The sequence below is a fragment of the Streptomyces fungicidicus genome (genome assembly GCF_003665435.1).
Taxonomy (GTDB): Bacteria; Actinomycetota; Actinomycetes; order Streptomycetales; family Streptomycetaceae; genus Streptomyces; species Streptomyces fungicidicus.
In genome coordinates, this window is record NZ_CP023407.1 from 1,761,414 (window position 1) to 1,786,226 (window position 24,813).

The window sequence follows — 24,813 nt, forward strand, 5'->3', positions numbered from 1 at the left end:
CGGAGCTCCCGTCCGGGTCCGGGAGGCCGGGCGGCGCCCCCGGGGGCCGGTGTCAGCCGCCGGTGTGGACCTGGAAGGCGGCGCGGCGGACCGCCTTGGCGAGGGCCGGATCGGGGTGGGCGGCGGCGAGCGCGACCAGTACCTGGACGGTGCGCGGGTGGCCGACGGCGCGCACCTCGGTGAGCAGCGCGGGGACGGTCGGCTGTATCGCGGACTCAAGATGCCTGACCAGCAGGGGGGCCTCGCCGTGGTCGGCGACGGCGGCCGCCGTGTCCACCCACAGCCAGGTGGCCTCCTCCCGGGTGAGGATCTCGTGGGCGTCCTCGGGATCGGCGCCGTCGTGCTCGGCGAGCCACAGCAGGGCGTAGGGGCGCAGCGTCGGCTCGTCGAGGGCGGCGCGGACCTCGGGCTCGGCGGGGGCGCCGACCACCCGCAGCGCCTCGAAGGCGAGGCCGCGCAGCAGGGCATCCTCGCCGCGTGCGGCGGCGATCAGTTCGGTGACGGCGCTGCCGACGGGGCGGGCGGCGAGCCAGGCGCGGTACTCGGCGCGGGCCGCGTTGGGGCGCAGCCGGCCGCAGCCGCGCAGCATGTCCTCGGCGCCCTGCTCGATGTTCCCGGCGGGACTCTGCGCGGCGACGCAGATCTGCTCCAGCTTGACCCACACCGCCCAGTTGCCGAGCGGGGTGAGCGTGGCCTGCCCGTCGCCGTAGGTGAGGGCGCCGACGGAGGCGAGTGCCCGCAGCGCCCAGTCGAGCAGCGGTGCGAGCGGGGCGTCGGCGGCCGGTGCGGCGAGCGCGGGGCGCGGCCGCTGCAGCGGGACCGCGGGTCTGAGGTCACGGCCGGGGCCGGGGGCCTCGGACGGCGGCGCGTAGTCGACCTCGCACCGCTCCGTGCGCAGTTCCGTCACGCGCTGCTCGAGGAGGTCGAGGAGCTGGGGCACGGGGACCGGGCCGGCGGAGAGCTGGAGGAAGGAGAGGACCTGCGGCATGGCCGTGACGACCTCGGCGACGGCGGCGGCCTCGTACTCCTCGGGCTCCGGGTGGGCGAGCGACCACGCGTCGCAGAGGGCGACCCAGCCGCGCAGTACGGCGCTGTCGTCGCGGTCCCAGGCGCGCAGCCGCCAGCCGGGGCGGGCGCTGTCGCCGTGCACCTCGATGAGACCGGCCAGCCGGGCGGTGTCCCAGTCGGCGCGGACCTGAGCGGAGGTCAGGCCCAGGGCACGGGCCGCCCGTTCGGCGGTCGCGTCGGAGAGGGTGGCCTTGCCGTCGGCGGTGGCGCTGTCCCCGCCGGGGCCGAGGGCGGCGTCGGCCCAGCGGGCGACGCGGGCCGCGGCGGCCAGACCGGAGCGCGCCATTCTGGCCAGCTCCGCCGGTGCCGGCGTGCCCTCCGGGGGGCGGGGCGCGGGGCGGCGCGACCGCCGCTGGTTCATCGCTCTGGGGGCGGCGGCCAGGGGTCGCGGTCGGACGAGTCGAAGCCTGGAGTCGCGCGGGATACGGGACGTCACGGGTGCAGTCTTCCGCGTGACGGTCCGAAAACCCAAACGGAATGTCGGCGGGGGCCGTGGAACGGCCCTCGCCCCGGGCCCGGATGCAGCCGGAGGGAAGGATTCAGGCCACTGGTTCGACGGTAAACGGAATCCCCGGCACCGCCTCCCCCGCCTCCGGGCCGCCGTCACATGAGGGGGGTGAGGAAGCGCCGCAGGATCTCCTCGTAGGAGTGCGGGTCCGCGTTCCACATCGCCGCGTGCGGGGCGCCCCTGACGGTGTGCAGGGTGATGGTGTTCGGGTGGGCGGCGGCCAGCCGGCGGGAGAACCGCCAGGGGGCCACCGTGTCGTCGGGGCCGTGGAAGATCTGGGTGGGCACCGTGATCCGGTTCGTGTGCGCGGCGCCGGGCCTGCGGTCGCCGTACAGGCCGGTGCGGCCCTGGGCGGCGCGCACCGCGAGCGGCAGCAGCGGGGCCGGGGTGCGCCGGGCCGCGGCGAGGGCGCGCAGGGTCGCCTCCCAGTTGAGCACCGGGGAGTCCAGGATCAGACCGGCGACGCGAGCGCGCACCTCGGAGCGGGCGGCGGCGCGCAGCGCCATGGCCGCGCCGGTGGACCAGCCGTAGAGGATCACCTGCCGGGCGCCGGAGTCCACGGCGTGGTGGAGCGCGGCGTCGAGATCGCGCCACTCGGTCTCGCCGAGGTGGTTGAGGCCGTCCGGGGAGCGGGGCGCGCCGGGGTCGCCCCGGTAGGCGGGGGCCAGCACCGGGATGCCGTGGCGGTGCAGGTACGCCATGAGGTTCATGGTGTGTTCCCGGGTGGCGCCGAGGCCGTGGACGGCGATCACCCAGGTGTCCCGGGCCCCGGGGACGAACCACGCGGGCAGCGGTCCGAGTTCGCCGGGGATGTCGAGGGCGGTGCTGTCCAGGCCGAGGGCGGTGCCCGGCTCGCCGGTGTACAGGTTCGGGACGAGCCAGGCGCGGTCGCCGGGCTCCACGGTGCCGTAGGTGACGCGTTCGAGACGGCGTGCCACGGTGTCGGCGGACTCCGGGGCGCCGGCCAGCACGGGTCCGACCACGGCGTGGAACGCGTCACCGGCGAGGCCGTAGGTGCCCGGGCGCAGCGCGGCGAAGTCCCGGGTGAGGCTGATCCGGCCGGCGGCGGTGGCGTGGACGGTGAGTCTGGGCTCGGTGGGGAGGGGGCCGCCCGGGGGCGTCCTGAGGGCGGCGTCGCTGGCGAACCGGCCGGCGGCGACCGCGGCGGCCCCGGCCCCCAGCACGGCGGTGACGGCAGCGGCCGTCGCTCTGACAGTGCGCACGCTCTCCAGTGTCATGTCGGAACGGGTACCCGGCCAGCGGGCGAACGTGCGGGGTGGCGGGCGGGCGGTCCGGGAGCTCAGCCCCGCTGGCCGTAGTCCCGCAGGCGTTCGCCCACCTCCGCCAGCTGCTCCGGGGTCAGCAGACTCGGGGACAGGGCCGGCAGCGAGGACGCGGTCAGCCAGAGGCGGCACATCCACTCCAGCTGGGCCGTGCGGTCGTAGGCCAGGTCGAGCGTGGTGCCGTGGGTGACGGTGCCGTGGTTCTGCAGGAGACAGCCGGTGCGGCCGTCGAGCGCGCGGAGCATGTTCTCGGCCAGCTCGTCGGTGCCGTACGTGGCGTAGCGGGCGACCCGGACGGGTCCGCCGAGCGCCGCGGCCATGTAGTGGATCAGCGGCAGTTCGTCGACGAGCGTGGAGACGGCCGTCGCGTGCACGGCGTGGGTGTGCACGACGGCGCGCGCCCCGGTCGTGCGGTAGACGGCCAGGTGCATGGGCAGCTCGCTGGTGGGGACGAGCGTGCCGAGGACCTGCCGGCCGGTGAGGTCGACACCGGTCACGTCGTCCGGCGTCAGCCGGTCGTACGGCACACCCGACGGCGTGACCAGGACGGTCTCGCCGACCCGCACCGAGACGTTGCCGGAGGTGCCGACCACGAGTCCGTCGGTGACCGTCCGGCGCGCGGCCCCGACGAGTTCCGCCCAGGCGCGCACCTCCTCCCCGCCCGCCCGCCTTCGCTCGGTCATGCCGCGATCCTGCCAGGCGCGGCACGCTTCCGGGTGACGGACGTCTCTTCTGCGGGCCCTCGGCCGGCCGGGAAAGATCCACCGGAGGCGGCCGGGCCCCCGGGCGCCGGGCCGCCCACGGGGACACGGCCCCGGCCCCGCCATCCGGCGGAGCGCCCACCCCCTCTTACGGTCACCACGATGCCCATTCCAGTTCATCTTCCGTTCACCCTGGTTACCTACGTTCGACCAGCCAATGACCTCGAACGATTGCCTGGGTAAATGGAAAGCTTCTCGCTGATCCTCGCGATTGTGGTGGTAACCGCTCTCGCGTTCGATTTCACGAACGGTTTCCACGACACCGCGAACGCGATGGCAACGACCATTTCGACCGGTGCGCTCAAGCCCAAGGTCGCGGTGGCCATGTCCGCCGTGCTGAACCTTGTGGGCGCCTTCCTCTCGGTGGAGGTCGCCAACACGATCTCCAAAGGCCTCGTAGACGAGGCCGGCATCCGTCCCGAGGTCATCTTCGCCGCCTTGGTCGGCGCGATCCTCTGGAACCTCCTGACCTGGCTGGTCGGCCTGCCGTCCAGCTCCTCGCACGCACTGATGGGCGGCCTGATCGGCGCCACCGTCGCCTCCGCCGGCTTCGGCGCGGTGCACGGCGACGTGCTCGTCACCAAGGTCCTGATCCCCGCCATCGCCGCCCCGCTGGTGGCCGGCCTCGCCGCGATGCTCGCGACCCGGCTGACCTACCGCATGGGCAAGAAGGCCAACGGCAAGGCCGCCGAGAAGGGCTACCGCGCCGGACAGATCGCCTCCGCCGGCCTGGTCTCCCTGGCCCACGGCACCAACGACGCCCAGAAGACGATGGGCATCATCACCCTCGCCCTGGTCGCCGGCGGCACCCTCGCCCCCGACTCCGACCCGCCGATGTGGGTCATCCTCTCCGCGGGCATCGCCATCGCGCTCGGCACCTACCTCGGCGGCTGGCGCATCATCCGCACCATGGGCAAGGGCCTCACCGACCTCCAGCCGCAGCAGGGCTTCGCCGCCCAGACCAGTGCCGCGACGGTCATCCTGGCCTCCTCGCACCTCGGCTTCTCCCTCTCCACCACGCATTCCGTTTCCGGTTCCGTGATGGGTGCGGGCCTGGGCCGCAAGGGCGGTGTCGTCCGCTGGTCGACGGCCACCCGGATGTTCGTCGCCTGGGGCCTGACGCTGCCGGCGGCGGCCCTGGTCGCGGCGCTCGCCGAATGGGTCTGCGGCTTCGGCAGCTGGGGCACCGCCGTCGTGGCCGTCTTCCTCGTCTCCTCCAGCGCGGCGATCTGGAAGATCTCCCGGCGCGAGGTCGTCGACCACACCAACGTCAACGACCACGACGTGCCGGGCGAGGAGCCGTCCGGCGTGGTGACGCAGGCGATGGCCGCCGTGAGCCCGCCCCCGGCGGGCGCCGTGACCGAGGAGTTCGCCACGATCCCGGCTCCCGCCGACACGGCACCGCCGGCCAAGACCACCGTCTGACCGCGACCCGGTAGACCCCGGCACGAAGGAAGAAGAGCACCATGAAGATCGACTGGGCGGCCCTCGGTTCCGTCTTCGGCGTCAGCCTCGTGGTCACCGTGGCCCTGGTGGCCCTGTTCACCCTCGGCATCAGCGGCCTGTCCCGCCGCGAGCGGGCCGCCGCGCAGGGCCAGTCCGCGGCCCTGGCGGTCACCGGCGCCTACGCCTGCTTCGCCGCGTGCGCGGCGGCGGTGGCGTACGGCATCTACCTGATCATGGCCTGATCCCTCCCCGGTCACCGCGACCGCGGAAGGTCTCCGTCCCACGGGCGGTGCGGGAGCCCCGGCTCCCGCACCGCCCTTCGGCGTGCGCGCGCCCCGCGGTTCCCCCACCGAAGCCCCTCTGTGGGCCTCGGCACACTTCAGCCTCGCAGGTCAACGGCAAGTTGACGGCCCTTCCGGAGCCGTGGTGGACTGCCTCAGCCAATACGGCGGCAGGAGAGGAAGCCGGTGCGATTCCGGCGCGGTCCCGCCACTGTCACCGGGGTGCAGATGCACCCCGGGAGCCAGGAACTCTCGCCGCCGGTCTCGTCGAACCAGGGCGTGGACACCCTGAGTGAGGACATATCGCCATGCGCGGCTGCCTGTTGAGGTCGACCAGCGAGACACCGCCCCGCTCCGGGGCCGTTCCCTCCGGATCCGTCACCGGCTGAACCCATGGGTGCCGATCGCGTGTTCGCGTACGGCGCCGCCGCCGGCCTCCTCGGCGACCTGCTCCTCGGCGATCCCCGCCGCGGTCATCCGGTCGCCGCTTTCGGACGGGCCGCGGCCGCCGTGGAACGGGTGCTGTGGCGGGACGACCGGGGCCGGGGCGCCGTGCACACCGCCGTGTGCGTCGGCGGGACCGTCGTCCTGGGAAGCCTCGCCGCCCGCTCCGTACGCTCCTCCCCCGCCGCCTCCGCCGCCCTGACCGGCGTCGCCACCTGGGCCGTCGTCGGCGGGACCTCGCTGGCCCGGGAGGCCCGCGCCATCGGGCGGGCGCTGGACGCCGGGGACGTCGAGGCGGCCCGGGCGTGGCTGCCGCACCTGTGCGGCCGCGACCCCCAGGCGCTGGACGCCGACGGGATCGCCCGCGCGGTGGTCGAGTCCGTCGCCGAGAACACCTCCGACGCCGTGGTGGGCGCGCTGGTGTGGGGCGCCGTCGCCGGGGTGCCGGGACTGCTCGGGTTCCGGGCCGTCAACACGCTCGACGCGATGGTCGGCCACAAGTCCCCGCGCCACCTCCGCTACGGCTGGGCCTCCGCCCGCCTCGACGACGTGGCCGGCTGGCCGGGGGCGCGGCTGACCGCCGTGCTCGCCGCGCTCGCGGGCCCCGACCCGCGCGGCGCCGTACGGGCGTGGCGCGCCGACGCCGCGAAGCACCCCAGCCCCAACGCCGGGCCCGTGGAGGCGTCGTTCGCCGGCGCGCTCGGCGTGCGGCTCGGCGGGACCCTCTCCTACGGCGGGCGGGTCGAACACCGGCCCGTCCTCAACGGCGGCGGACGTGCCGTGTCCGTGGCCGACATCGACCGGGCGGTACGGCTCTCGCGGCGGGTCGGCTGGCTCGCGCTCGCGGCCGGTGCCGCCGCGCGGAGGGTGACGAAGGGACGTGCATCGTGAACGGTGGGGGGCTGCTGGTCGCCGGGACCACCTCGGACGCCGGCAAGAGCGTGGTGACCGCCGGGATCTGCCGGTGGCTGGCGCGGCAGGGCGTCAAGGTCGCGCCGTTCAAGGCGCAGAACATGTCGCTGAACTCGTTCGTGACGCGGGAGGGCGCCGAGATCGGGCGGGCGCAGGCCATGCAGGCCCAGGCCTGCCGGGTGGAGCCCACCGCGCTGATGAACCCGGTGCTGCTGAAGCCGGGCGGCGAGCAGTCCAGCCAGGTGGTGCTGATGGGCAGGCCGGTCGGCGAGATGACCGCCCGCGGCTACCACGGCGGACGCCAGCAGCGGCTGCTGGGCACGGTGCTGGACTGTCTGGAGCAGTTGCGGGGCACGTATGACGCGGTGATCTGCGAGGGGGCCGGCAGCCCGGCCGAGATCAACCTGCGGCGCACCGACATCGTGAACATGGGGATCGCCCGGAGCGCCGGGCTTCCCGTCCTCGTCGTCGGCGACATCGACCGGGGCGGCGTCTTCGCCTCCTTCTTCGGTACCGTCGCCCTGCTCTCCCGCACGGACCAGGAGCTGGTCGCCGGGTTCCTGGTGAACAAGTTCCGGGGCGACGTGTCGCTGCTGGAGCCCGGACTGGAGATGCTGCACGGCCTCACCGGGCGCCGGACCTACGGCGTGCTGCCCTTCCGGCACGGGCTCGGCATCGACGAGGAGGACGGGCTCCGGGTGTCGCTGCGCGGCGCCGTCCGCGAGTCGGCGGTGGCCGCCCCGCTCGGCGAGGACGTGCTGCGGGTCGCCGTCTGCGCGGTGCCGCTGATGTCCAACTTCACCGACGTGGACGCGCTGGCCGCCGAACCCGGTGTGGTGGTGCGGTTCGTGGACCGGCCCGAGGAACTCGTCGACGCCGACCTCGTGGTCGTGCCCGGCACCCGCGGGACCGTCCGGGCCCTCGACTGGCTGCGGGAGCGCGGCCTCGCGGACGCCCTGCGGCGACGGGCGGCCGAGGGGCGGCCGGTGCTCGGCATCTGCGGGGGCTACCAGCTCCTCGGGGAGTCCGTCGAGGACGACGTCGAGAGCCGGCGGGGCCGCGTCGACGGGCTCGGCATCCTGCCGGTGCGGGTGCGGTTCGCCCGCGAGAAGACGCTCACCCGCCCCGTCGGCGAGGCGCTCGGCGAGCCCGTCGAGGGATACGAGATCCATTACGGCGTCGCCGAGGTGCTGGGCGGGGAAGTGTTCATCTCCGACGACCGGGGACGCGGCCTGGACGGCTGCCGGGTCGGGAAGACCTGGGGCACGCACTGGCACGGCTCGCTGGAGTCGGACCGCTTCCGGCGGGCCTTCCTGCGCAAGGTGGCCGCCGCCGCGGGACGCCGCTTCGTGCCGGCCCCCGACACCTCGTTCGCCGCGCTGCGCGAGGAGCAGCTCGACCGGCTCGGCGACCTGATCGAACAGCACGCGGACACGGACGCGCTGTGGCGGCTCATCGAGTCCGGCGCGCCGCAAGGACTGCCCTTCATTCCACCGGGAGCACCCGCATGAGCACTGTGTTGTTGTTGTCGACCGCCGACACGGACCTCCTGGCGGCCCGTGCCTCCGGGGCCTCCTACCGGATCGGCAACCCGGCCCGCGTCGACGTCGCGGACGAGCTGCCCGCGCTGCTCGACGGGGCGGACCTCGCCGTCGTACGGCTGCTGGGCGGCAAGCGTGCCTGGGAGGACGGGCTCGCGGCGCTCAGGGCGTCCGGGGTCCCGGCGGTGCTGCTCGGCGGCGAGACCGTGCCGGACGCGGAGCTGATGGCCGAGTCGACGGTGCCGGCCGGAGTGGTGGCGGAGGCGCTGCGCTACCTCGTCGAGGGCGGCCCGGAGAACCTGACCGAGCTGGCCCGGTTCCTCTCGGACACCGTGCTGCTGACCGGCGAGGGCTTCGAGGAGCCGCGGAGGATGCCGGAGTACGGCGTCCACGGCGCCCGCGCCGTGCGGGCCGGCCGCCCGACGGTCGGCGTGCTCTTCTACCGCGCGCACCACCTGAGCGGCAACACCGGCTTCGTGGACACCCTGTGCGACGCGATCGAGGCGCGGGGCGCCAACGCCCTTCCGGTGTACTGCGGTTCGCTGCGCGGCGCCGACGCAGGGCTGTACGAGCTGCTGGCGAAGGCGGACACCCTGGTCGCCACGGTGCTGGCGGCCGGCGGCACCCACGCCTCACAGGCCTCGGCGGGCGGTGACGAGGAGGCCTGGGACATCGGGGCGCTGGCCGACCTGGACGTGCCGGTGCTGCAGGGGCTCTGTCTCACCTCCTCGCGGGCCGCCTGGGAGGAGTCCGACGCCGCCCTGTCCCCCATGGACGCGGCGATGCAGGTCGCCATCCCGGAGTTCGACGGACGGCTGATCACGGTCCCCTTCTCCTTCAAGGAGCAGGGCCCGGACGACGTCCCGGTGTACGTCGCCGACCCGGAGCGGGCGGCCCGGGTGGCCGGCATCGCCGTGCGGCACGCGGTGCTCGGGCACCGGCCGAACGCGGAGAAGAAGCTCGCGCTGGTCTTCACCGCGTACCCGACCAAGCACTCGCGCGTCGGCAACGCGGTGGGCCTCGACACCCCGGCCTCCGCGGTGCGGGTGCTCGACGCGCTGCGCGACGCGGGGTACGGGGTGCACGGGTACCCCGACAACGGCGACGAGCTGATCCACCGGCTGATCGAGGCGGGCGGCCACGACGTGGAGTGGCTGACGGAGGACCAGCTGGCCGCCGCGCCCGCGCGGGTGCCGCTCGCGGACTACCGCGCCTGGTTCGAGAGGCTGGACCCGGCGCTGCGGGACGCCATGACCGAGGCGTGGGGGGAACCGCCGGGCTCGCTGTACGTCGACGGCGACGACATCGTGCTGGCCTCCCTCCGGTTCGGGAACGTCGTCGTGATGATCCAGCCGCCGCGCGGCTTCGGCGAGAACCCCATCGCCATCTACCACGACCCCGACATGCCGCCGTCGCACCACTACATGGCCGCCTACCGGTGGCTGGAGGCCGCGACGTCGGAGGGGGGCTTCGGCGCCGACGCGATCGTGCACATGGGCAAGCACGGCACCATGGAGTGGCTGCCGGGCAAGGGCCTCGGACTGGGCGCCGGCTGCGCACCGGACGCGGTGCTCGGCGACCTGCCGCTGATCTACCCGTTCATCGTCAACGACCCCGGTGAGGGCACCCAGGCCAAGCGGCGCGGGCACGCGACGGTGGTCGACCACCTCGTCCCGCCGATGGCGCGCGCCGACACGTACGGCGACCTCGCGAAGCTGGAGCAGCTCCTCGACGAGTACGCCCTGGTCTCCGACCTGGACCCGGACAAGGCCCCGGCGGTACGGGCGCAGATCTGGACGCTGGTCAAGGCGGCCGAGCTCCACCACGACCTGCACGTGGACGACCAGCCGGACGACGACGACTTCGACTCGTTCGTCATGCACATCGACGGCTATCTCTGCGAGATCAAGGACGTGCAGATCCGCGACGGGCTGCACGTGCTCGGCGGCGGTCCGGTCGGTGAGCCGCGCGTCAACCTGGTGCTCGCGGTGCTGCGCGCCTCGCAGGTGTGGGGCGGCCGGGCGAACGCGCTGCCGGGTCTGCGGGCCACCCTGGCCGCGCACTTCGGTCTGGTGGAGAAGGAGCTGCTGGCCGAGCCCGGCGCCCCGCTGAAGGTGCCGGCGGAGCTGACCGACCTGGTGGACGGTCCGGCCCGGTCTGCCTCCGACGCGGTCGACCTGCTGGAGCAGCTGTGCCGGCGGATCGCGGAGGGCATGGAGGAGCGCGGCTGGGCCGCCGGGGAGAGCGCGCCGCTGCTGCGGGAGGTGCTGGGCGCCGAACTCCCGGACGCGGTGGCCGTGGTGGAGTTCGCCTGCACCGAGGTGGTGCCCCGGCTCGCCCGGACCACGGACGAGATCGGCCACATCCTGCGGGCCCTGAACGGCGGTTACGTCCCGGCGGGCCCCTCGGGTTCACCGACGCGCGGGCTGGTCAACGTGCTGCCGACCGGCCGGAACTTCTACTCCGTCGACCCCAAGGCGATCCCGTCGAGGCTGAGCTGGGAGGTCGGGCAGTCACTGGCGGACTCGCTGGTGCAGCGCTATCTCCAAGACACCGGTGAGTACCCGAAGTCCGTGGGCCTGACGGTGTGGGGTACGTCCGCGATGCGCACCCAGGGCGACGACATCGCCGAGATCCTGGCGCTGCTGGGCTGCCGGCCGGTGTGGGACGACGCCTCGCGCCGGGTGACCGGCTTCGAGGTGGTCGGGCCCGAGGAGCTGGGCCGGCCGCGCATCGACGTCACGGTCCGCATCTCCGGCTTCTTCCGGGACGCGTTCCCGCACGTCGTGGGGCTGATCGACGACGCGGTGCGGGCGGTGGCGGAGCTGGACGAGCCGGCCGACGTGAACTACGTACGCGCCCACGCCGACGAGGACACCGCCGGGCACGGCGACCGGCGGCGGGCCACGGCCCGCATCTTCGGCTCCAAGCCGGGCGCGTACGGCGCCGGTCTGCTGCCGCTGATCGACGCCCGCAACTGGCGCTCCGACGCGGACCTCGCCGAGGTGTACGCGGTGTGGGGCGGCTACGCCTACGGGCGCGGGCTCGACGGGCGGGCCGCGCGGGGCGACATGGAGACGGCGTTCCGGCGGATCGCGGTGGCGGCGAAGAACGTCGACACCCGCGAGCACGACCTCGTCGACGCGGACGACTACTTCCAGTACCACGGCGGGATGGTCGCCATGGTGCGGCATCTGACGGGTGCGAGCCCGGAGGCGTACGTCGGGGACTCGGCGACTCCGGACCAGGTGAGGACGCGCACCCTGGGCGAGGAGACGCACCGGGTGTTCCGGGCGCGGGTGGTCAACCCCCGCTGGATGAGCGCCATGAGGAGGCACGGCTACAAGGGCGCCTTCGAGATGGCCGCGACCGTCGACTACCTCTTCGGGTACGACGCCACGGCCGGGGTCGTGGACGACTGGATGTACGAGAAGCTGAGCGCGGAGTACGTCTTCGACCAGGAGAACCGGGACTTCATGAAGAAGTCCAACCCGTGGGCGCTGCGCGGCATCACCGAGCGGCTGCTGGAGGCCGCCGACCGGGGCCTGTGGGCCGAGCCGGACGCGGACACCCTCGAGCGGCTGCGCGCCACCTATCTGGAACTCGAAGGCGATCTGGAGGGCGACGACAAGTGAGTACCCCGTTCCCGTTCACGGCCGTCGTCGGCCAGGACGACCTGCGGCTCGCGCTGCTCCTGAACGCCGTGTCCCCGGCGGTCGGCGGCGTGCTGGTGCGCGGCGAGAAGGGCACCGCGAAGTCGACGGCGGTGCGCGCCCTGTCGGCGCTGCTGCCGGAGGTCGATGTCGTCTCCGGGTGCCGGTTCTCCTGCGCCCCGGGCTCCCCCGACCCCGCCTGTCCGGACGGACCGCACGCGCCGGGGGCCTCCGGGTCCCGTCCGGCGCGGATGGTCGAACTGCCCGTCGGCGCCTCCGAGGACCGGCTGGTGGGTGCGCTGGACATCGAGCGGGCCCTGTCGGAGGGCGTGAAGGCGTTCGAGCCGGGTCTGCTCGCCGACGCGCACCGCGGGATCCTCTACGTCGACGAGGTCAATCTGCTCCACGACCATCTGGTCGACCTGCTGCTGGACGCCGCCGCGATGGGCGCCTCGTACGTGGAGCGCGAGGGGGTGTCCGTGCGGCACGCCTCGAGGTTCCTGCTCGTCGGCACGATGAACCCCGAGGAGGGCGAGCTGCGGCCGCAGTTGCTCGACCGGTTCGGGCTCACCGTCGAGGTCGCCGCCTCCCGCGAGCCCGACCAGCGGGTGGAGGTCGTACGGCGCAGGCTGGCGTACGACGACGACCCGGCCGGTTTCGCCGCCCGCTGGGCCGGCGAGGAGGCCGCCGTGCGGCAGCGCGTCGTGGCCGCCCGCGCGCTGCTGCCGTCGGTGCGGCTGGGCGACGGGGCGCTGCGGCAGATCGCGGCGACCTGTGCCGCCTTCGAGGTGGACGGCATGCGCGCCGACATCGTGATGGCGCGCACGGCGACCGCGCTGGCCGCGTGGGCCGGGCGGAGCGACGTGCTGGCGGAGGACGTGCGGCAGGCCGCGCTGCTGGCCCTCCCGCACCGGCGGCGGCGGAACCCGTTCGACGCTCCGGGTCTCGACGAGGACAAGCTCGACGAGACCCTGGAGGAGTTCGGCGGGCAGGACCCGGGCGACGGCGACGACGATCCGGAGGACCCGGGTCCCGGCGGTGGCCCCGGCGGGCAGCCGGAGCCGGGGGACGCGCCCGGCGGCGACGGTGACACCGCCGCGCGTCCCGAGGCCGGGGAGGGCGGGGAGCCGCGGCCCTCCGGCGCCGGCGAGCAGTCGCCCGTGCGGGCGGCCGAGCCGTTCCGGGCGAAGGTGCTGAGCGTGCCCGGACTCGGCGAGGGCGCCGCCGGGCGGCGCTCGCGGGCGCGGACCGAGCACGGGCGGACCACCGGGGCCCGGCGGCCCCGGGGAGCGCTGACCAAGCTGCACCTCGCGGCCACCGTCCGGGCCGCCGCCCCGCACCAGCGGGCGCGGGGGCGCAGCGGGCCCGGGCTGGTGGTGCGCCGGGACGATCTGCGGCAGGCGACCCGCGAGGGGCGCGAGGGGAACCTCGTGCTGTTCGTCGTGGACGCCTCGGGTTCGATGGCGGCGCGCCAGCGGATGGGCGCGGTGAAGGGCGCCGTGCTGTCGCTGCTGCTCGACGCCTATCAGCGGCGGGACAAGGTGGGGCTGGTGACCTTCCGCGGGTCGGCGGCCGAGGTGGCGCTGCCGCCGACGTCGTCGGTGGACGCGGCCGCCGCCCGGCTGGAGTCGCTGCCGACCGGTGGCCGTACGCCGCTGGCGGCCGGGCTGCTGAGGGCGCACGAGGTGCTGCGGGTGGAGCGGCTGCGGGACCCGGCGCGGCGGGCGCTGGTCGTGGTGGTGACGGACGGGCGGGCCACCGGTGGTCCCGAGCCGGTGGCGCTGGCCTCGCGGGCCGCGCGGCTGTTCGCGGCCGAGCAGGTCGCCTCCGTGGTCGTGGACTGCGAGTCGGGGCCGGTGCGGCTGGGGCTCGCCGGGCGGCTCGCGGATGAGCTGGGCGGTACGGCGGTGACGCTCGACGAGCTGCGGGCGGACTCGATCGCCGGGCTGGTGAAGGACGTGCAGAGGAGGGCCGCGTAATGCCCAAGGGGCAGCCGAGTGTGGTGCCGGACGACGGTCTGACGACACGTCAGCGGCGCAACCGTCCGCTGGTGGTGGTGCACACGGGCGTCGGGAAGGGCAAGTCGACGGCCGCCTTCGGGCTGGCGTTGCGGGCCTGGAACCAGGGGTGGCCGATCGGGGTGTTCCAGTTCGTCAAGTCGGCGAAGTGGAAGGTCGGCGAGGAGAACGCGCTGCGGGTGCTCGGCGCCTCCGGTGAGGGCGGGACCGTCGACTGGCACAAGATGGGCGAGGGCTGGTCGTGGGTCCAGCGGGACGCGCAGATGGACAACGAGGAGAAGGCCCGGGAGGGCTGGGAGCAGGTCAAGCGGGACCTCGCCGCCGAGACGTACCGGCTGTACGTGCTGGACGAGTTCGCCTACCCGATGCACTGGGGCTGGATCGACACCGATGAGGTGGTGTCCGTGCTGCGGGAGCGGCCGGGGACGCAGCATGTGGTGATCACGGGGCGCAACGCGCCCGGCGCGCTGGTGGAGTTCGCCGACCTGGTGACCGACATGTCCAAGGTCAAGCACCCCATGGACGCCGGGCAGAAGGGGCAGAGGGGCATCGAGTGGTGACCTCCGTTCCCCGGCTGGTGATCGCCGCGCCCTCTTCGGGCAGCGGCAAGACCACCGTCGCCACCGGGCTGATGGCCGCGCTCACCGCGCGGGGGCTCGCCGTGTCGCCGCACAAGGTCGGGCCGGACTACATCGACCCCGGCTACCACACGCTCGCCACCGGGCGGGTGGGGCGGAACCTCGACGCGTACCTGTGCGGACCGGAGCTGGTCGGGCCGCTGTTCGCACACGGCGCGCGGGGCTGTGACATCGCCGTGGTCGAGGGTGTGATGGGGCTGTACGACGGGGCGGCCGGTGAGGGGGAGCTGGCCTCCACCGCGCAGGTGGCGAAGCTGCTCCGGGCGCCGGTGGTGCTGGTCGTGGACGCGTCCTCGCAGTCCCGGTCGGTGGCGGCGCTGGTGCACGGGTTCGTGTCCTTCGATCCGGAGGTGCGGATCGGGGGCGTGATCCTGAACAAGGTCGGCTCGGACCGGCACGAGGCGTTGCTGCGGGAGGCGTTGGACTCCGTCGGGGTGCCGGTGCTGGGGGTGTTGCGGCGGGCCGCGCCGGTGGAGACGCCGTCCCGGCATCTGGGGCTGGTGCCGGTGGCCGAGCGGGGTGCCCTGGCGGTCGAGGCTGTCGCGGCGATGGCCGCGCAGGTCGCCGGCGGGTGTGATCTGGCGGCGTTGGTCGCGTTGGCGCGGAGTGCGGGTCCCTTGGCGGGTGCGGGGTGGGACGCGGGTGAGGCCTTGGTTTCCTCGCCCCCGCCGCCCCTTCCCTTGCCGTCCCCGGGGGCTCTGCCCCCGGACTCCCGTTCGGCCCTGGACGGGCCTCGTCCTCAAGCGCCGGACGGGCTGGTGGATGCCGGGCGGCCTGTCAGGGTGGCCGTTGCCGGTGGGGCCGCGTTCACGTTCTCGTACTCCGAGCACGCCGAGTTGCTGACGGCGGCCGGGGCCGAGGTCGTCGTCTTTGATCCGCTGCGGGACGAGGAGTTGCCCGAGGGGACCGCCGGGCTGGTCGTCGGCGGGGGGTTCCCTGAGGTGTACGCCTCCGAGCTGTCCGCCAACGAGGGGCTGCGGAAGTCCGTCGCCGAGCTGGCGCTGAGCGGGGCTCCCGTCGCCGCCGAGTGCGCCGGGCTGCTGTACCTGTGCCGGGACCTGGACGGGCTGCCCATGTGCGGGGTGCTGGACGCCTCCGCGCGGATGTCGGAGCGGCTGACCCTGGGGTACCGGGACGCCGTGGCGGTGAGCGACAGCGCGCTGGCCGGCGCCGGGACCCGGATGCGGGGGCACGAGTTCCACCGGACCGTCGTCGAGCCCGGCGCCGGAAGCGCTCCCGCCTGGGGGATGCGGGGGCCCGAGCGGCGTGTCGAGGGATTCGTGGAACGCGGTGTGCACGCGAGCTATCTGCACACGCACTGGGCGTCCGAGCCCGGTGTCGCCCGTCGGTTCGTGGAGAGGTGCCGGACGTCATGAGCAGCAGGCTGGTCGGGGTCGGGGTGGGGCCCGGGGACCCGGAGCTGGTGACCGTCAAGGGGGTCAACGCGCTGCGGGCCGCCGATGTCGTCGTCGTCCCCGTGCTGGACACCGGTGAACGCGGGCGGGCCGAGGCGACCGTGCTGCACTACGTGCCGGCCGCGAAGGTCGTCCGGGTGGTGTTCGCGCTGAACGAGCGGACCGACCGGGCGCGGCGCGAGGCCGCCTGGGACGCCGCCGGTGAGCGGGTCGCGGAGCTGCTGCGGGAGCACGGGGCCGTCGCCTTCGCGACCATCGGGGACCCCAATGTGTACTCGACGTTCACCTATCTCGCCCAGACCGTCGCCGAGTCGGTGCCGGAGCTGGTCGTCGAGACCGTTCCGGGGATCACGGCGATGCAGGACCTCGCGGCGCGGTCCGGGGCCGTGCTGACCGAGGGGACGGAACCGCTCACGCTGGTTCCGGTGACCGCCGGGGCGGCCGTGCTGAAGGACGCGCTTGCCGGGCCGGGGACCGTGGTGGCGTACAAGTTCGGGCGGCAGGCCGGTGAGGTCGCCGAGGCGCTGCGGGAGACCGGGCGGCTCGGTGACGCGGTGTGGGGGTCGGCGCTCGGGCTGGCCGAGGAGTCGGTACGGCCGGCCGCCGAGCTGGACGGGGCTCCGCTGCCGTATCTGTCGACGCTCATCGCGCCGCCGCGGCGTGACGGCGGGCGGGGCGGCAAGTTGTGAGCCGGGCAGGGTCGTCCTCAGTGCGCGACGCCCACCACCAGCCAGATGAACAGCACCCCCGCGATCGTGCACAGCAGTGTGGAGCGGGCCGGGTGCTCGTGGTGGGCCTCGGGCAGGATCTCGGCCGCCGCGAGGTAGAGCAGCGCGCCGCCGAACAGGCCCAGGTAGCCGCCGAGCAGCGGTTCCGGGAGGGTGAAGAACAGGGTCGACGCGGCGCCCACGACCGGTGCCGCCGCGTCCGCGAGGAGCATTCCCAGCGCGCGGCGGCGGGCGTTGCCGTAGACGCGCGTGAGCGTGTACGTGTTGAAGCCGTCCGCGAAGTCGTGGGCGATCACGGCCACCGCGACGGCGGCGCCCATGCCGCCGCCGACCTGGAAGGCGGCGCCGATCGCCACGCCGTCCATGGCGCTGTGGCCGACCATCGCTGCGGCGGCCGTCAGGCCCACCTCGGGGGTCCGGCCGTTCCTCTCCTCGGCGCCGTGCGCGGCCTGCCGGTGGGCCAGCAGGCGTTCCGCCAGGTGGGCCAGGAGGAACCCGGCGACGAAGAGCAGCAGCGCCGCGGGCACGCCGTACACCTCGTCACCGGCGGCCTTCAGGGACTCCGGGAGGAGTTCGAGGCCGACGACGCCGAGCATCAGACCGCCGGCCAGGCCCAGCACCAGGTGGCGGCGGTCGGTCACGCGGTGTGCCGACCAGCCGCCGGCCAGCGTCATCAGGAACGCGCCGAGCGCGACGAGGACCGCCATGCGTTCTTCGTATCCGATCGGCGGCCCGTCGCGCACGCGTGACAGCCGCTCACCGCCCACCGACTTTGACCACCCTCAGGAGAGGACCGATTTCCATGGCCGACGCCCCCACCGGCAAGGTGACCTTCGTCGGGGCCGGCCCCGGCGCCGCAGATCTGCTGACCTTCCGTGCCGCCCGCGCCATCGCCGAGGCCGATGTCGTCATCTGGGCCGCCAGCCTGGTGCAGGAGGAGGTCCTCCAGCACGCGCGCGAGGGCGCCGAGATCCTCGACTCGGCGACGATGTCCCTGGAGGACGTGGTGGCCGTCTACGAGCGGGCCCGTGCGCGGGGGCTCAGGGTCGCGCGGATCCACTCCGGTGACCCCGCGCTGTGGGGCGGCACCCAGGAGCAGGTCGACCGGTGCGCGGAGCTCGGCATCGCGACCGAGATCGTGCCCGGAGTGTCGTCCTTCTCCGCCGTCGCGGCGCTCGCGCAGCGCGAGCTGACCATTCCGGAGGTGGCGCAGTCGGTCGTGCTGACCCGGCTCGGCGGCGGCAAGACGCCGATGCCGCCGGGCGAGGAGGTCCGCGAGTTCGCGCGGCACGGCACCACCATGGCGGTCTTCCTGTCGGCCGCCCGCAGCGGGCAGCTGGTGCGGGAGCTGCTGGAGGGCGGCTACCCCACGTCCACGCCGGTCGTCGTGGCGTACCAGGCGACCTGGCCGGAGGAGCTGGTGGTCAGGTGCACCATCGGCACGCTGGAGGAGACCGTCAAGGAGCACAAGCTGTGGAAGCACACGCTGTTCCTGGTCGGCCCGGCGCTCGAGGCGCACGGCACCCGCTCGCACCTGTACCACCCCGGTCACTTCCACGGCTTCCGCAAGGCCGACCCCGAGGCGCGCAGGGCGTTGCGCTCGGGGGGCGCGCGCACATGATCACCGTGGTCGGGATGGGGGCCGGGGCGCCGGTCGACGAGCGGTGCGCGGACGGGGCGGAGCTGGTCGTCGGCGGGCGGCGGCACCTGGACGCCGTACGGGTGCCGGAGGGGGCCGAGCGGGTCGTGCTCGGGCCCCTCGCGCCCGCGCTCGACACCGTCGGGGAGTACGTCGCCGGGGAGCGGCCGGTGGTGGTGCTGGCGTCCGGGGACCCGGGGTTCTTCGGGATCGTGCGGGCGCTGGCCGAGCGGTTCGGGCCGGAGCGGCTCGACGTCCGGCCCGGTGTCTCCAGCGTGGCCGCCGCGTTCGCGCGGGCCGGGCTGACGTGGGACGACGCCGTGGTGGTCAGCGCGCACGGCCGGGACCCGCGCACGGCGGTGCATCTGTGCCGGGCGCATCCGAAGGTGGCCGTGCTGACGGGGCCGGGGGCCGGTCCCGCGGAGCTGGGGGCCGCGTTGCGCGACACCGCGCGGGTGCTGGTCGTCGCCTCCGCGCTCGGTTCCGCCGGGGAGCGGGTGGAGCGGGTGACGCCCGCCGAGGCCGCCGTGCGGGACTGGGGCACGGCGGTGAGCGTGGTGCTGTGCCTGGACGAGGCGCGGGCGCTCGGGCCGGTGCGGACGGTCGCGGGCGGGGTGGTGCGGCCCGCCGGATGGGCGCTGGACGAGGCGGAGTTCGAGCACCGCGACTCCATGATCACCAAGTTCGAGGTGCGGGCGCTGGCCCTGGCCCGGCTCGGGCCGCGCCCCGGTGAGCTGGTGTGGGACGTCGGCGCGGGCTCGGGTTCCGTGGCCGTGGAGTGCGCCCGGCTGGGCGCCGCCGTCACCGCCGTCGAGAAGGCGCCCGACGGGGTGGAGCGGATCCGTGCCAACGCCGCCGCCCACGGGGTGGACGTGCGCGTCGTGCACGGCACGGCGCCGGGGGCGCTGTCCGGCCTCGGCGAGGACCCGGACGCCGTGTTCGTCGGCGGGGGCGGCCGGGAGCTGCCCGCCGTCGTCGCCGCCTGCGCGCGGCGGGCCCGGCGGACGGTGGTCGTCGCCGTGGCCGCACTCGACCGGGTGCCGGCGGCCCGCGCGGCGCTGACGGACGCCGGGTTCACCTGCGACGGAGTGCTGCTGCAGTCGTCGCGGCTGGCGCCGCTGCCCGGGGACGTGACCCGGCTGGCCGCGGCCAATCCCGTTTTCCTGCTGTGGGGCGTGAGGCCCCCGGCGCTCGACGAAGGAGTTTCCCAGTGATCGGCCTCATCTCCGCCACCGCGGCGGGAGCGGCCGCGCGGGACCGGCTGGCCGCCGCGTGGCCGGACCGTACGCGCGTGTACGAGGGTTCCGTGCCGGACGCCGTCCGGGCCGCGTTCGCCGAGTGCGAGCGGCTCGTCTGCTTCCTCGCCACCGGGGCCGTGGTGCGGCTGGTGGCACCGCTGCTGCGCGACAAGGCGAGCGACCCGGGCGTGGTCTGCGTCGACGAGGGCGGGCGGTTCGCGGTGTCGCTGGTCGGCGGGCACGGCGGCGGGGCGAACGAGCTGGCCCGTGCGGTCGCCGAGGTGCTGGGCGCCGAACCGGTGGTGACGACGGCGACCGACGCGGCCGGCCTGCCGGGTCTCGACACCCTCGGCCTGCCGGTGGAGGGCGAGGTCGCCGCCGTGTCACGGGCCCTGCTGGACGGGGCGGCGGTGGCGTTGCGGGCCGAGGTGAGCTGGCCGCTGCCGCCGCTCCCGGTCACCGGCGAGGGCCCGTACACGCTCCGGGTCACGGACCGTCTGGTGGAGCCGGGCGAGCGGGAGGCGGTGCTCCGGCCGCCCACCCTCGTCGTCGGCGTGGGCGCCTCTAGGGGCGCCCCGGCGGACGAGGTGCTGGACCTGATCGAAGGCGCCCTGCGGGAGGCCGGGTTGTCGGCGGCGTCGCTCGCGGAGCTGGCCACCGTGGACGCCAAGGCCGGCGAGCCCGGCATCGTGGAGGCGGCCCGGCGGCTCGGGGTGCCGCTGGTGACGTACACCGCCGGGGAGCTGGCGCGCGTCGAGGTGCCGAACCCGTCCGAAGCGCCGCTGGCCGCCGTCGGCACACCGTCGGTCGCCGAGGCCGCCGCGCTGGTCGGCGGGGGCGAACTCCTGGTGCCCAAGCGGAAGTCGGCGGGCCGGCCGGCGACGGCGACCTGCGCGGTCGTACGGCGGCCGGGGCGGGGACGGCTCGCGGTCGTGGGTCTCGGCCCCGGCGCGCGGGATCTGCTCACCCCGCGCGCGAAGGACGAACTGCGGCGCGCCTCCGTGCTGGTGGGACTCGACCAGTACGTCGACCAGATCCGCGATCTGCTGCGGCCGGGCACGCGGGTGCTGGAGTCCGGTCTCGGCGCCGAGGAGGAACGGGCGCGCACGGCCGTCGCGGAGGCCCGGCGCGGGCAGGCGGTGGCGCTGATCGGCAGCGGGGACGCCGGCGTGTACGCGATGGCCTCGCCGGCGCTCGCGGAGGCGTCCGACGACATCGACGTGATCGGGGTGCCGGGTGTGACGGCGGCGCTGGCGGCCGGGGCGATCCTGGGCGCGCCGCTGGGGCACGACCATGTGTCGATCAGCCTGTCCGACCTGCACACGCCGTGGGAGGTCATCGAGCGGCGGGTGCGGGCGGCGGCCGAGGCGGACATCGTGGTGACGTTCTACAACCCGCGCAGCCGGGGCCGCGACTGGCAGCTGCCGAAGGCCCTCGCGATCCTCGCCGGGCACCGGGATCCGGCGACACCGGTCGGGGTGGTGCGCAACGCGTCCCGGCCCGACGAGTCGAGCCGGCTGACCACGCTTGCCGCGCTGGACCCGGCGACGGTCGACATGATGACGGTGGTGACCGTGGGCAACACGGCGACCCGTGAGATCGCGGGGCGCATGGTCACCCCGCGTGGCTACCGCTGGCAGGAGGAGACCCGGTGAACCGCGTGGTGCACCCCATCGAGCAGGAGTCCTACCGGCGGCTGCGCGCCCGGCTGGACACCTCGCACTTCCCGCCGCTGACCCGGGCCGTCGTGGAGCGGGTCGTCCACTCCGCGGCCGACCTGGAGTACGCCTCCGATCTCGTCATGGACGAGGGCGACCTGGTGGCCGCGCACGCCGCGCTGCACGCCGGGGCGCCGGTCGTGACGGACGTGGAGATGGTCGCGGCCGGGATCACCCGCCGCGAGACCGTGTGCCGGCTCGGGGACGCGAAGTCCGGTGCCGGCCTGACGCGTTCGGCGCACGCCGTGCGGCTGGCGTACGAGGAGGTCGGGCCCGGCGCCCTGTGGGTGATCGGCTGTGCGCCGACCGCCCTGGAGGAGCTGCTGGCCCTGGACGTCTCCCCGGCGCTGGTCGTCGGGCTGCCCGTCGGTTTCGTCGGGGCGGCCGAGTCGAAGGCCGCGTTGCGGGAGAGCGGACTGCCCGCCGTGAGCAACGTGTCCGAGAAGGGCGGGTCGGCGGTCGCCGCCGCCGCGCTCAACGCCCTGCTGTACCACCCTGTTCCCCCCGCATCCGAGGAGATCCTGTGACCACCCCGCCCGCCCTGCTCATCGCCGGTCACGGCACCCGGGACGACGCCGGAGCGGAGGCGTTCCGCGACTTCGTCCGGGAGCTCGGGCGCCGTCATCCCGAACTGCCCGTCGCCGGCGGCTTCATCGAGCTGTCCCCGCCGCCGCTGGGCGACGCGGTCGCCGAGCTGGTGGAGCGGGGGGTGCGGCGGTTCGCCGCGGTGCCGCTGATGCTGGTGTCCGCCGGGCACGCCAAGGGGGACATCCCGGCCGCGCTGGCCCGCGAGAAGGAACGCCACCCGGGGATCTCGTACACCTACGGCCGTCCGCTGGGCCCGCATCCGGCGCTGCTGAGCGTGCTGGAGCGGAGGCTGGCGGAGGCGGTGGACCCCGCCTGGGACCCCGCCGACGTGACCGTGCTCCTGGTGGGGCGCGGGTCGACGGACCCGGACGCCAACGCGGAGGTGCTGAAGGCGGCGCGGCTGCTGTGGGAGGGGCGCGGTTACGCGGGCGTGGAGACGGCGTTCGTGTCGCTGGCGGCGCCGGACGTGCCCGCCGGTCTGGACAGGTGCGCGCGGCTGGGGGCGCGGCACGTCGTCGTGCTGCCGTACTTCCTGTTCACGGGCATCCTGCCGGATCGGGTGCGGCTGCAGACGCGGGAGTGGGCGGCGGCGCACCCGGAGACCGGGGTGCGGTCGGCGGACGTGATCGGTCCGGAGCCGGAGCTGCTGGATCTGGTGTGGGAGCGGTACGAGGAGGCGGTCAAGGGCGATCTGCGGATGAACTGCGACTCGTGCGTGTACCGGATCGCGCTGCCGGGCTTCGAGGACAAGGTGGGGCTGCCGCAGCAGCCGCACTTCCACCCGGACGACGACGACCACCACCACGGACACGGCCACGGGCACGGCCACGCGCACTCCCATGCGCACTGATCCGGCGGCCGCCGGGCACGATCTGCGCCACCACGGGGACGCCGAGGTCCGCGACGACGGCTCCGCGCTGACCGACCTGGCGGTGAACGTCCGCGCGGACACCCCGCCGGGGTGGCTGCGGGACCACATCGCCGGGTCGCTGTCCGGCCTGGCCGCCTACCCGGACGGGCGGGCCGCCCGCGCGGCGGTCGCGGCGCGGCACGGGCTGCCGGTGGAGCGGGTGCTGCTGACGGCCGGGGCGGCGGAGGCGTTCGTGCTGCTGGCGCGTGCGCTGGAGGTGCGCAGGCCGGTGGTGGTGCATCCGCAGTTCACGGAGCCGGAGGCGGCGCTGCGGGACGCCGGGCACACGGTGGACCGGGTGCTGCTGCGGGAGGCGGACGGTTTCCGGCTGGACCCGGCGGCGGTGCCCGGGGACGCGGACCTGGTGGTGCTCGGCAACCCGACGAACCCGACGTCGGTGCTGCACCCGGCCGGGGTGGTCGCGGGGCTGGCCCGGCCCGGGCGGACGCTGGTGGTGGACGAGGCGTTCATGGACGCGGTGCCCGGCGAGCGCGAGGCGCTGGCAGGGCGTACGGACGTGCCGGGTCTGGTGGTCCTGCGCAGCCTCACCAAGACGTGGGGACTGGCGGGGCTGCGGATCGGCTACGTGCTGGCGGCCCCGGAGACCGTCGCGGAACTGGAGCGTGCGCAGCCGCTGTGGCCGGTGTCCACGCCGGCGCTGGCGGCGGCGGAGGCGTGCGTGGCGCCGCGGGCTCTCGCGGAGGCGGCGGACGCGGCTCGGGGCATCGCCGCGGACCGGGATCATCTGGTCGCGGGGCTGCGGGTGTTCGCGGGCCATGGTCTGCGGGTCGTGGCCCCTGCCGAGGGGCCCTTCGTGCTGATCCGGGTGGAGCGGGGGGCGGCGGTGCGGGGGTGTCTGCGGGGCCTCGGCTACGCGGTGCGGCGCGGGGACACGTTTCCGGGGCTGGACGAGGAGTGGCTGCGCGTGGCGGTGCGCGACCGTGGGACGACGGACGGCTTCCTGCACGCGCTGAGCCGGGCGCTGAACACCGTGTAGTTCGCCCCCGCCAGGGGCGCTGCCCCCGGACCGGAGGGGCTGATTCCAGCCCCTCCGGCGTTTGAGGAGCGGGGTCTGGGGCGGAGCCCCAGGTGGGACTGACCCCCTCAGTTCCGGTGGCCCCGGCGGGCCAGGGCCACCGCTGCGCCGCCCGCCGCGAGCAGGGCGACCGCGCCGCCCGCGACGTACGGGGTCTTCGAGGAGCCGCCCGTCTCGGCAAGGTTCGCCTCCTTCGGCTCGGCCTGCTCCGCCCTCGCCCCCTGGGGCCGGACATCGGCGGCTTCGTCAGGAGCGGCCGCAGGAGCCTCGCACCTGGCCTCGGCCAGGGTCACCGTGCCCTCCACCTCGGCCACGTTGAGCTTCAACGGGTTCACGGACACCGTCAGCCGCAGCGCCGTCGCGGCCGCCGTCCGCGAGGTGGTCTCGGTCTTCGACAGGTCCAGAGCGACCTCCCCGACGCCCGGCACCTCGACGCGGGTGGGACCGGCGGCGGTCAGCCCGACCCGCTTGCCGAGCACCGTCACCGAGGCGGGCAGGGTCGCCGAGGCGTGCGGGGTCTTCCCCGCCTCGCAGACCGCCTTGGACGCGACCGCCTCCAGCTCGACCACCGACAGCAGCGGCAGACCGGGCACGTGCAGCCGCGCCCCGGCGAGGGTCGTGGACGCCTCGGCCCGGTCGCCTTCCACCGTCGCCGTCGCGTCGGCGGCCTCCGCCCGCAGCACGCTGAAGGGCCTGCCGCCGTCGACGCCGTCGAGGCCGGCGGTCAGGGCCGTCTTCCGCGCGCTCCCCGGCGCCCGGACCTCGTTGAGGGAGAGGGCGAGCGGGGCGTGCACGGTCTTGTTGAGCAGGGACACGTCGAGCTCGGTGCGCAGCACGGCGGCGCTCGCGCCGCCGTGTCCCTCGGTGGCGTGCGCGGAGCCCGCTCCGGCCAGCGCGGCGGGACCCGCGGCGAGGGCGCCGGCCGCGGCGACTGCGGCCCAACGGCGTGCGGGCATGCGGAAGTCGGTGCTGTTCAAGGTGGTGGAAC

The 24,813-nt window shown here is 75.1% G+C and carries 20 protein-coding genes and 1 riboswitch; of the genes, 15 read left to right on the plus strand and 5 right to left on the minus strand.

Features of this window, described 5'->3' with window-relative positions; translation table 11 throughout:
* Positions 1 to 52: 52 nt before the first annotated feature.
* From CNQ36_RS07985 to CNQ36_RS07995, 3 genes are all read right to left on the minus strand, one after another.
* On the minus strand, positions 53 to 1,504 hold the full coding sequence (locus CNQ36_RS07985) for a hypothetical protein (protein WP_176116867.1): 1,452 nt from the start codon (positions 1,502 to 1,504) through the stop codon (positions 53 to 55).
* 167 nt (positions 1,505 to 1,671) lie between these two features.
* A complete protein-coding gene (locus CNQ36_RS07990; RefSeq protein WP_228312932.1) occupies positions 1,672 to 2,799 on the minus strand; it encodes an alpha/beta hydrolase in 1,128 nt (375 codons plus the stop codon).
* A gap of 77 nt (positions 2,800 to 2,876) precedes the next feature.
* A complete protein-coding gene (locus CNQ36_RS07995; RefSeq protein WP_121545475.1) occupies positions 2,877 to 3,542 on the minus strand; it encodes a class II aldolase/adducin family protein in 666 nt (221 codons plus the stop codon).
* A 261-nt stretch (positions 3,543 to 3,803) separates the two neighbouring features.
* Between CNQ36_RS07995 and CNQ36_RS08000 the strand changes: the two genes are divergently transcribed.
* The 9 genes from CNQ36_RS08000 (at position 3,804) to cobI (ending at position 16,657) form a co-directional block, all read left to right on the plus strand.
* A complete protein-coding gene (locus tag CNQ36_RS08000) occupies positions 3,804 to 5,045 on the plus strand; it encodes an inorganic phosphate transporter (protein ID WP_121545476.1) in 1,242 nt (413 codons plus the stop codon).
* Positions 5,046 to 5,086: 41 nt separating this feature from the next.
* Positions 5,087 to 5,308, plus strand: a complete 222-nt coding sequence (locus tag CNQ36_RS08005) for a hypothetical protein (RefSeq protein ID WP_121545477.1) — start codon at positions 5,087 to 5,089, stop codon at positions 5,306 to 5,308.
* A gap of 168 nt (positions 5,309 to 5,476) precedes the next feature.
* Positions 5,477 to 5,618: riboswitch (cobalamin riboswitch) on the plus strand.
* Between the two features lie 122 nt (positions 5,619 to 5,740).
* On the plus strand, positions 5,741 to 6,682 hold the full coding sequence (locus CNQ36_RS08010) for a cobalamin biosynthesis protein (RefSeq protein WP_121545478.1): 942 nt from the start codon (positions 5,741 to 5,743) through the stop codon (positions 6,680 to 6,682).
* Positions 6,679 to 8,214 carry a cobyric acid synthase gene (locus CNQ36_RS08015; RefSeq protein ID WP_121545479.1) on the plus strand — a complete coding sequence of 512 codons (1,536 nt, stop codon included), beginning with the start codon at positions 6,679 to 6,681 and terminating at the stop codon, positions 8,212 to 8,214. The genes CNQ36_RS08010 and CNQ36_RS08015 overlap by 4 nt, the downstream gene beginning before the upstream one ends.
* Positions 8,211 to 11,879, plus strand: a complete 3,669-nt coding sequence (gene cobN / locus CNQ36_RS08020) for a cobaltochelatase subunit CobN (protein ID WP_121545480.1) — start codon at positions 8,211 to 8,213, stop codon at positions 11,877 to 11,879. The genes CNQ36_RS08015 and cobN overlap by 4 nt, the downstream gene beginning before the upstream one ends.
* Positions 11,876 to 13,876 carry a putative cobaltochelatase gene (locus CNQ36_RS08025; protein WP_121545481.1) on the plus strand — a complete coding sequence of 667 codons (2,001 nt, stop codon included), beginning with the start codon at positions 11,876 to 11,878 and terminating at the stop codon, positions 13,874 to 13,876. Before cobN ends, CNQ36_RS08025 begins: the two co-directional genes overlap by 4 nt.
* Positions 13,876 to 14,475, plus strand: a complete 600-nt coding sequence (gene cobO, locus CNQ36_RS08030; protein WP_004933006.1) for a cob(I)yrinic acid a,c-diamide adenosyltransferase — start codon at positions 13,876 to 13,878, stop codon at positions 14,473 to 14,475. Before CNQ36_RS08025 ends, cobO begins: the two co-directional genes overlap by 1 nt.
* Positions 14,469 to 15,929 carry a cobyrinic acid a,c-diamide synthase CobB gene (locus CNQ36_RS08035; RefSeq protein WP_121545482.1) on the plus strand — a complete coding sequence of 487 codons (1,461 nt, stop codon included), beginning with the start codon at positions 14,469 to 14,471 and terminating at the stop codon, positions 15,927 to 15,929. Before cobO ends, CNQ36_RS08035 begins: the two co-directional genes overlap by 7 nt.
* Positions 15,926 to 16,657 (plus strand): precorrin-2 C(20)-methyltransferase, encoded by a 732-nt coding sequence (cobI, locus tag CNQ36_RS08040; protein ID WP_086014773.1) that lies wholly within the window; start codon positions 15,926 to 15,928, stop codon positions 16,655 to 16,657. Before CNQ36_RS08035 ends, cobI begins: the two co-directional genes overlap by 4 nt.
* A gap of 17 nt (positions 16,658 to 16,674) precedes the next feature.
* On the opposite strand, the gene CNQ36_RS08045 is transcribed toward cobI, so the two are convergent.
* Positions 16,675 to 17,403, minus strand: coding sequence for a ZIP family metal transporter (locus CNQ36_RS08045; RefSeq protein ID WP_121548396.1), 729 nt, complete (start codon positions 17,401 to 17,403; stop codon positions 16,675 to 16,677).
* A gap of 95 nt (positions 17,404 to 17,498) precedes the next feature.
* Between CNQ36_RS08045 and cobM the strand changes: the two genes are divergently transcribed.
* From cobM to cobC, 6 genes are read left to right on the plus strand one after another with little or no spacing between them, the layout of a single operon-like run.
* On the plus strand, positions 17,499 to 18,317 hold the full coding sequence (gene cobM, locus CNQ36_RS08050) for a precorrin-4 C(11)-methyltransferase (RefSeq protein ID WP_040907523.1): 819 nt from the start codon (positions 17,499 to 17,501) through the stop codon (positions 18,315 to 18,317).
* Positions 18,314 to 19,549, plus strand: a complete 1,236-nt coding sequence (cbiE, locus tag CNQ36_RS08055) for a precorrin-6y C5,15-methyltransferase (decarboxylating) subunit CbiE (RefSeq protein WP_163013214.1) — start codon at positions 18,314 to 18,316, stop codon at positions 19,547 to 19,549. Before cobM ends, cbiE begins: the two co-directional genes overlap by 4 nt.
* A complete protein-coding gene (gene cobJ, locus CNQ36_RS08060; RefSeq protein ID WP_121545483.1) occupies positions 19,546 to 21,228 on the plus strand; it encodes a precorrin-3B C(17)-methyltransferase in 1,683 nt (560 codons plus the stop codon). Before cbiE ends, cobJ begins: the two co-directional genes overlap by 4 nt.
* Positions 21,225 to 21,818 (plus strand): precorrin-8X methylmutase, encoded by a 594-nt coding sequence (locus CNQ36_RS08065; protein ID WP_121545484.1) that lies wholly within the window; start codon positions 21,225 to 21,227, stop codon positions 21,816 to 21,818. The genes cobJ and CNQ36_RS08065 overlap by 4 nt, the downstream gene beginning before the upstream one ends.
* On the plus strand, positions 21,815 to 22,729 hold the full coding sequence (locus CNQ36_RS08070) for a sirohydrochlorin chelatase (RefSeq protein WP_004932983.1): 915 nt from the start codon (positions 21,815 to 21,817) through the stop codon (positions 22,727 to 22,729). Before CNQ36_RS08065 ends, CNQ36_RS08070 begins: the two co-directional genes overlap by 4 nt.
* On the plus strand, positions 22,719 to 23,786 hold the full coding sequence (gene cobC / locus CNQ36_RS08075) for an Rv2231c family histidinol phosphate aminotransferase CobC (RefSeq protein ID WP_121545485.1): 1,068 nt from the start codon (positions 22,719 to 22,721) through the stop codon (positions 23,784 to 23,786). The genes CNQ36_RS08070 and cobC overlap by 11 nt, the downstream gene beginning before the upstream one ends.
* Before the next feature lie 107 nt (positions 23,787 to 23,893).
* Here cobC and CNQ36_RS08080 read toward each other — a convergent pair whose 3' ends face one another.
* The gene (locus CNQ36_RS08080) at positions 23,894 to 24,781 is read right to left on the minus strand and encodes an SCO1860 family LAETG-anchored protein (protein WP_163013215.1); all 888 of its coding nucleotides are present in this window, start codon (positions 24,779 to 24,781) and stop codon (positions 23,894 to 23,896) included.
* Positions 24,782 to 24,813 lie beyond the last annotated feature (32 nt).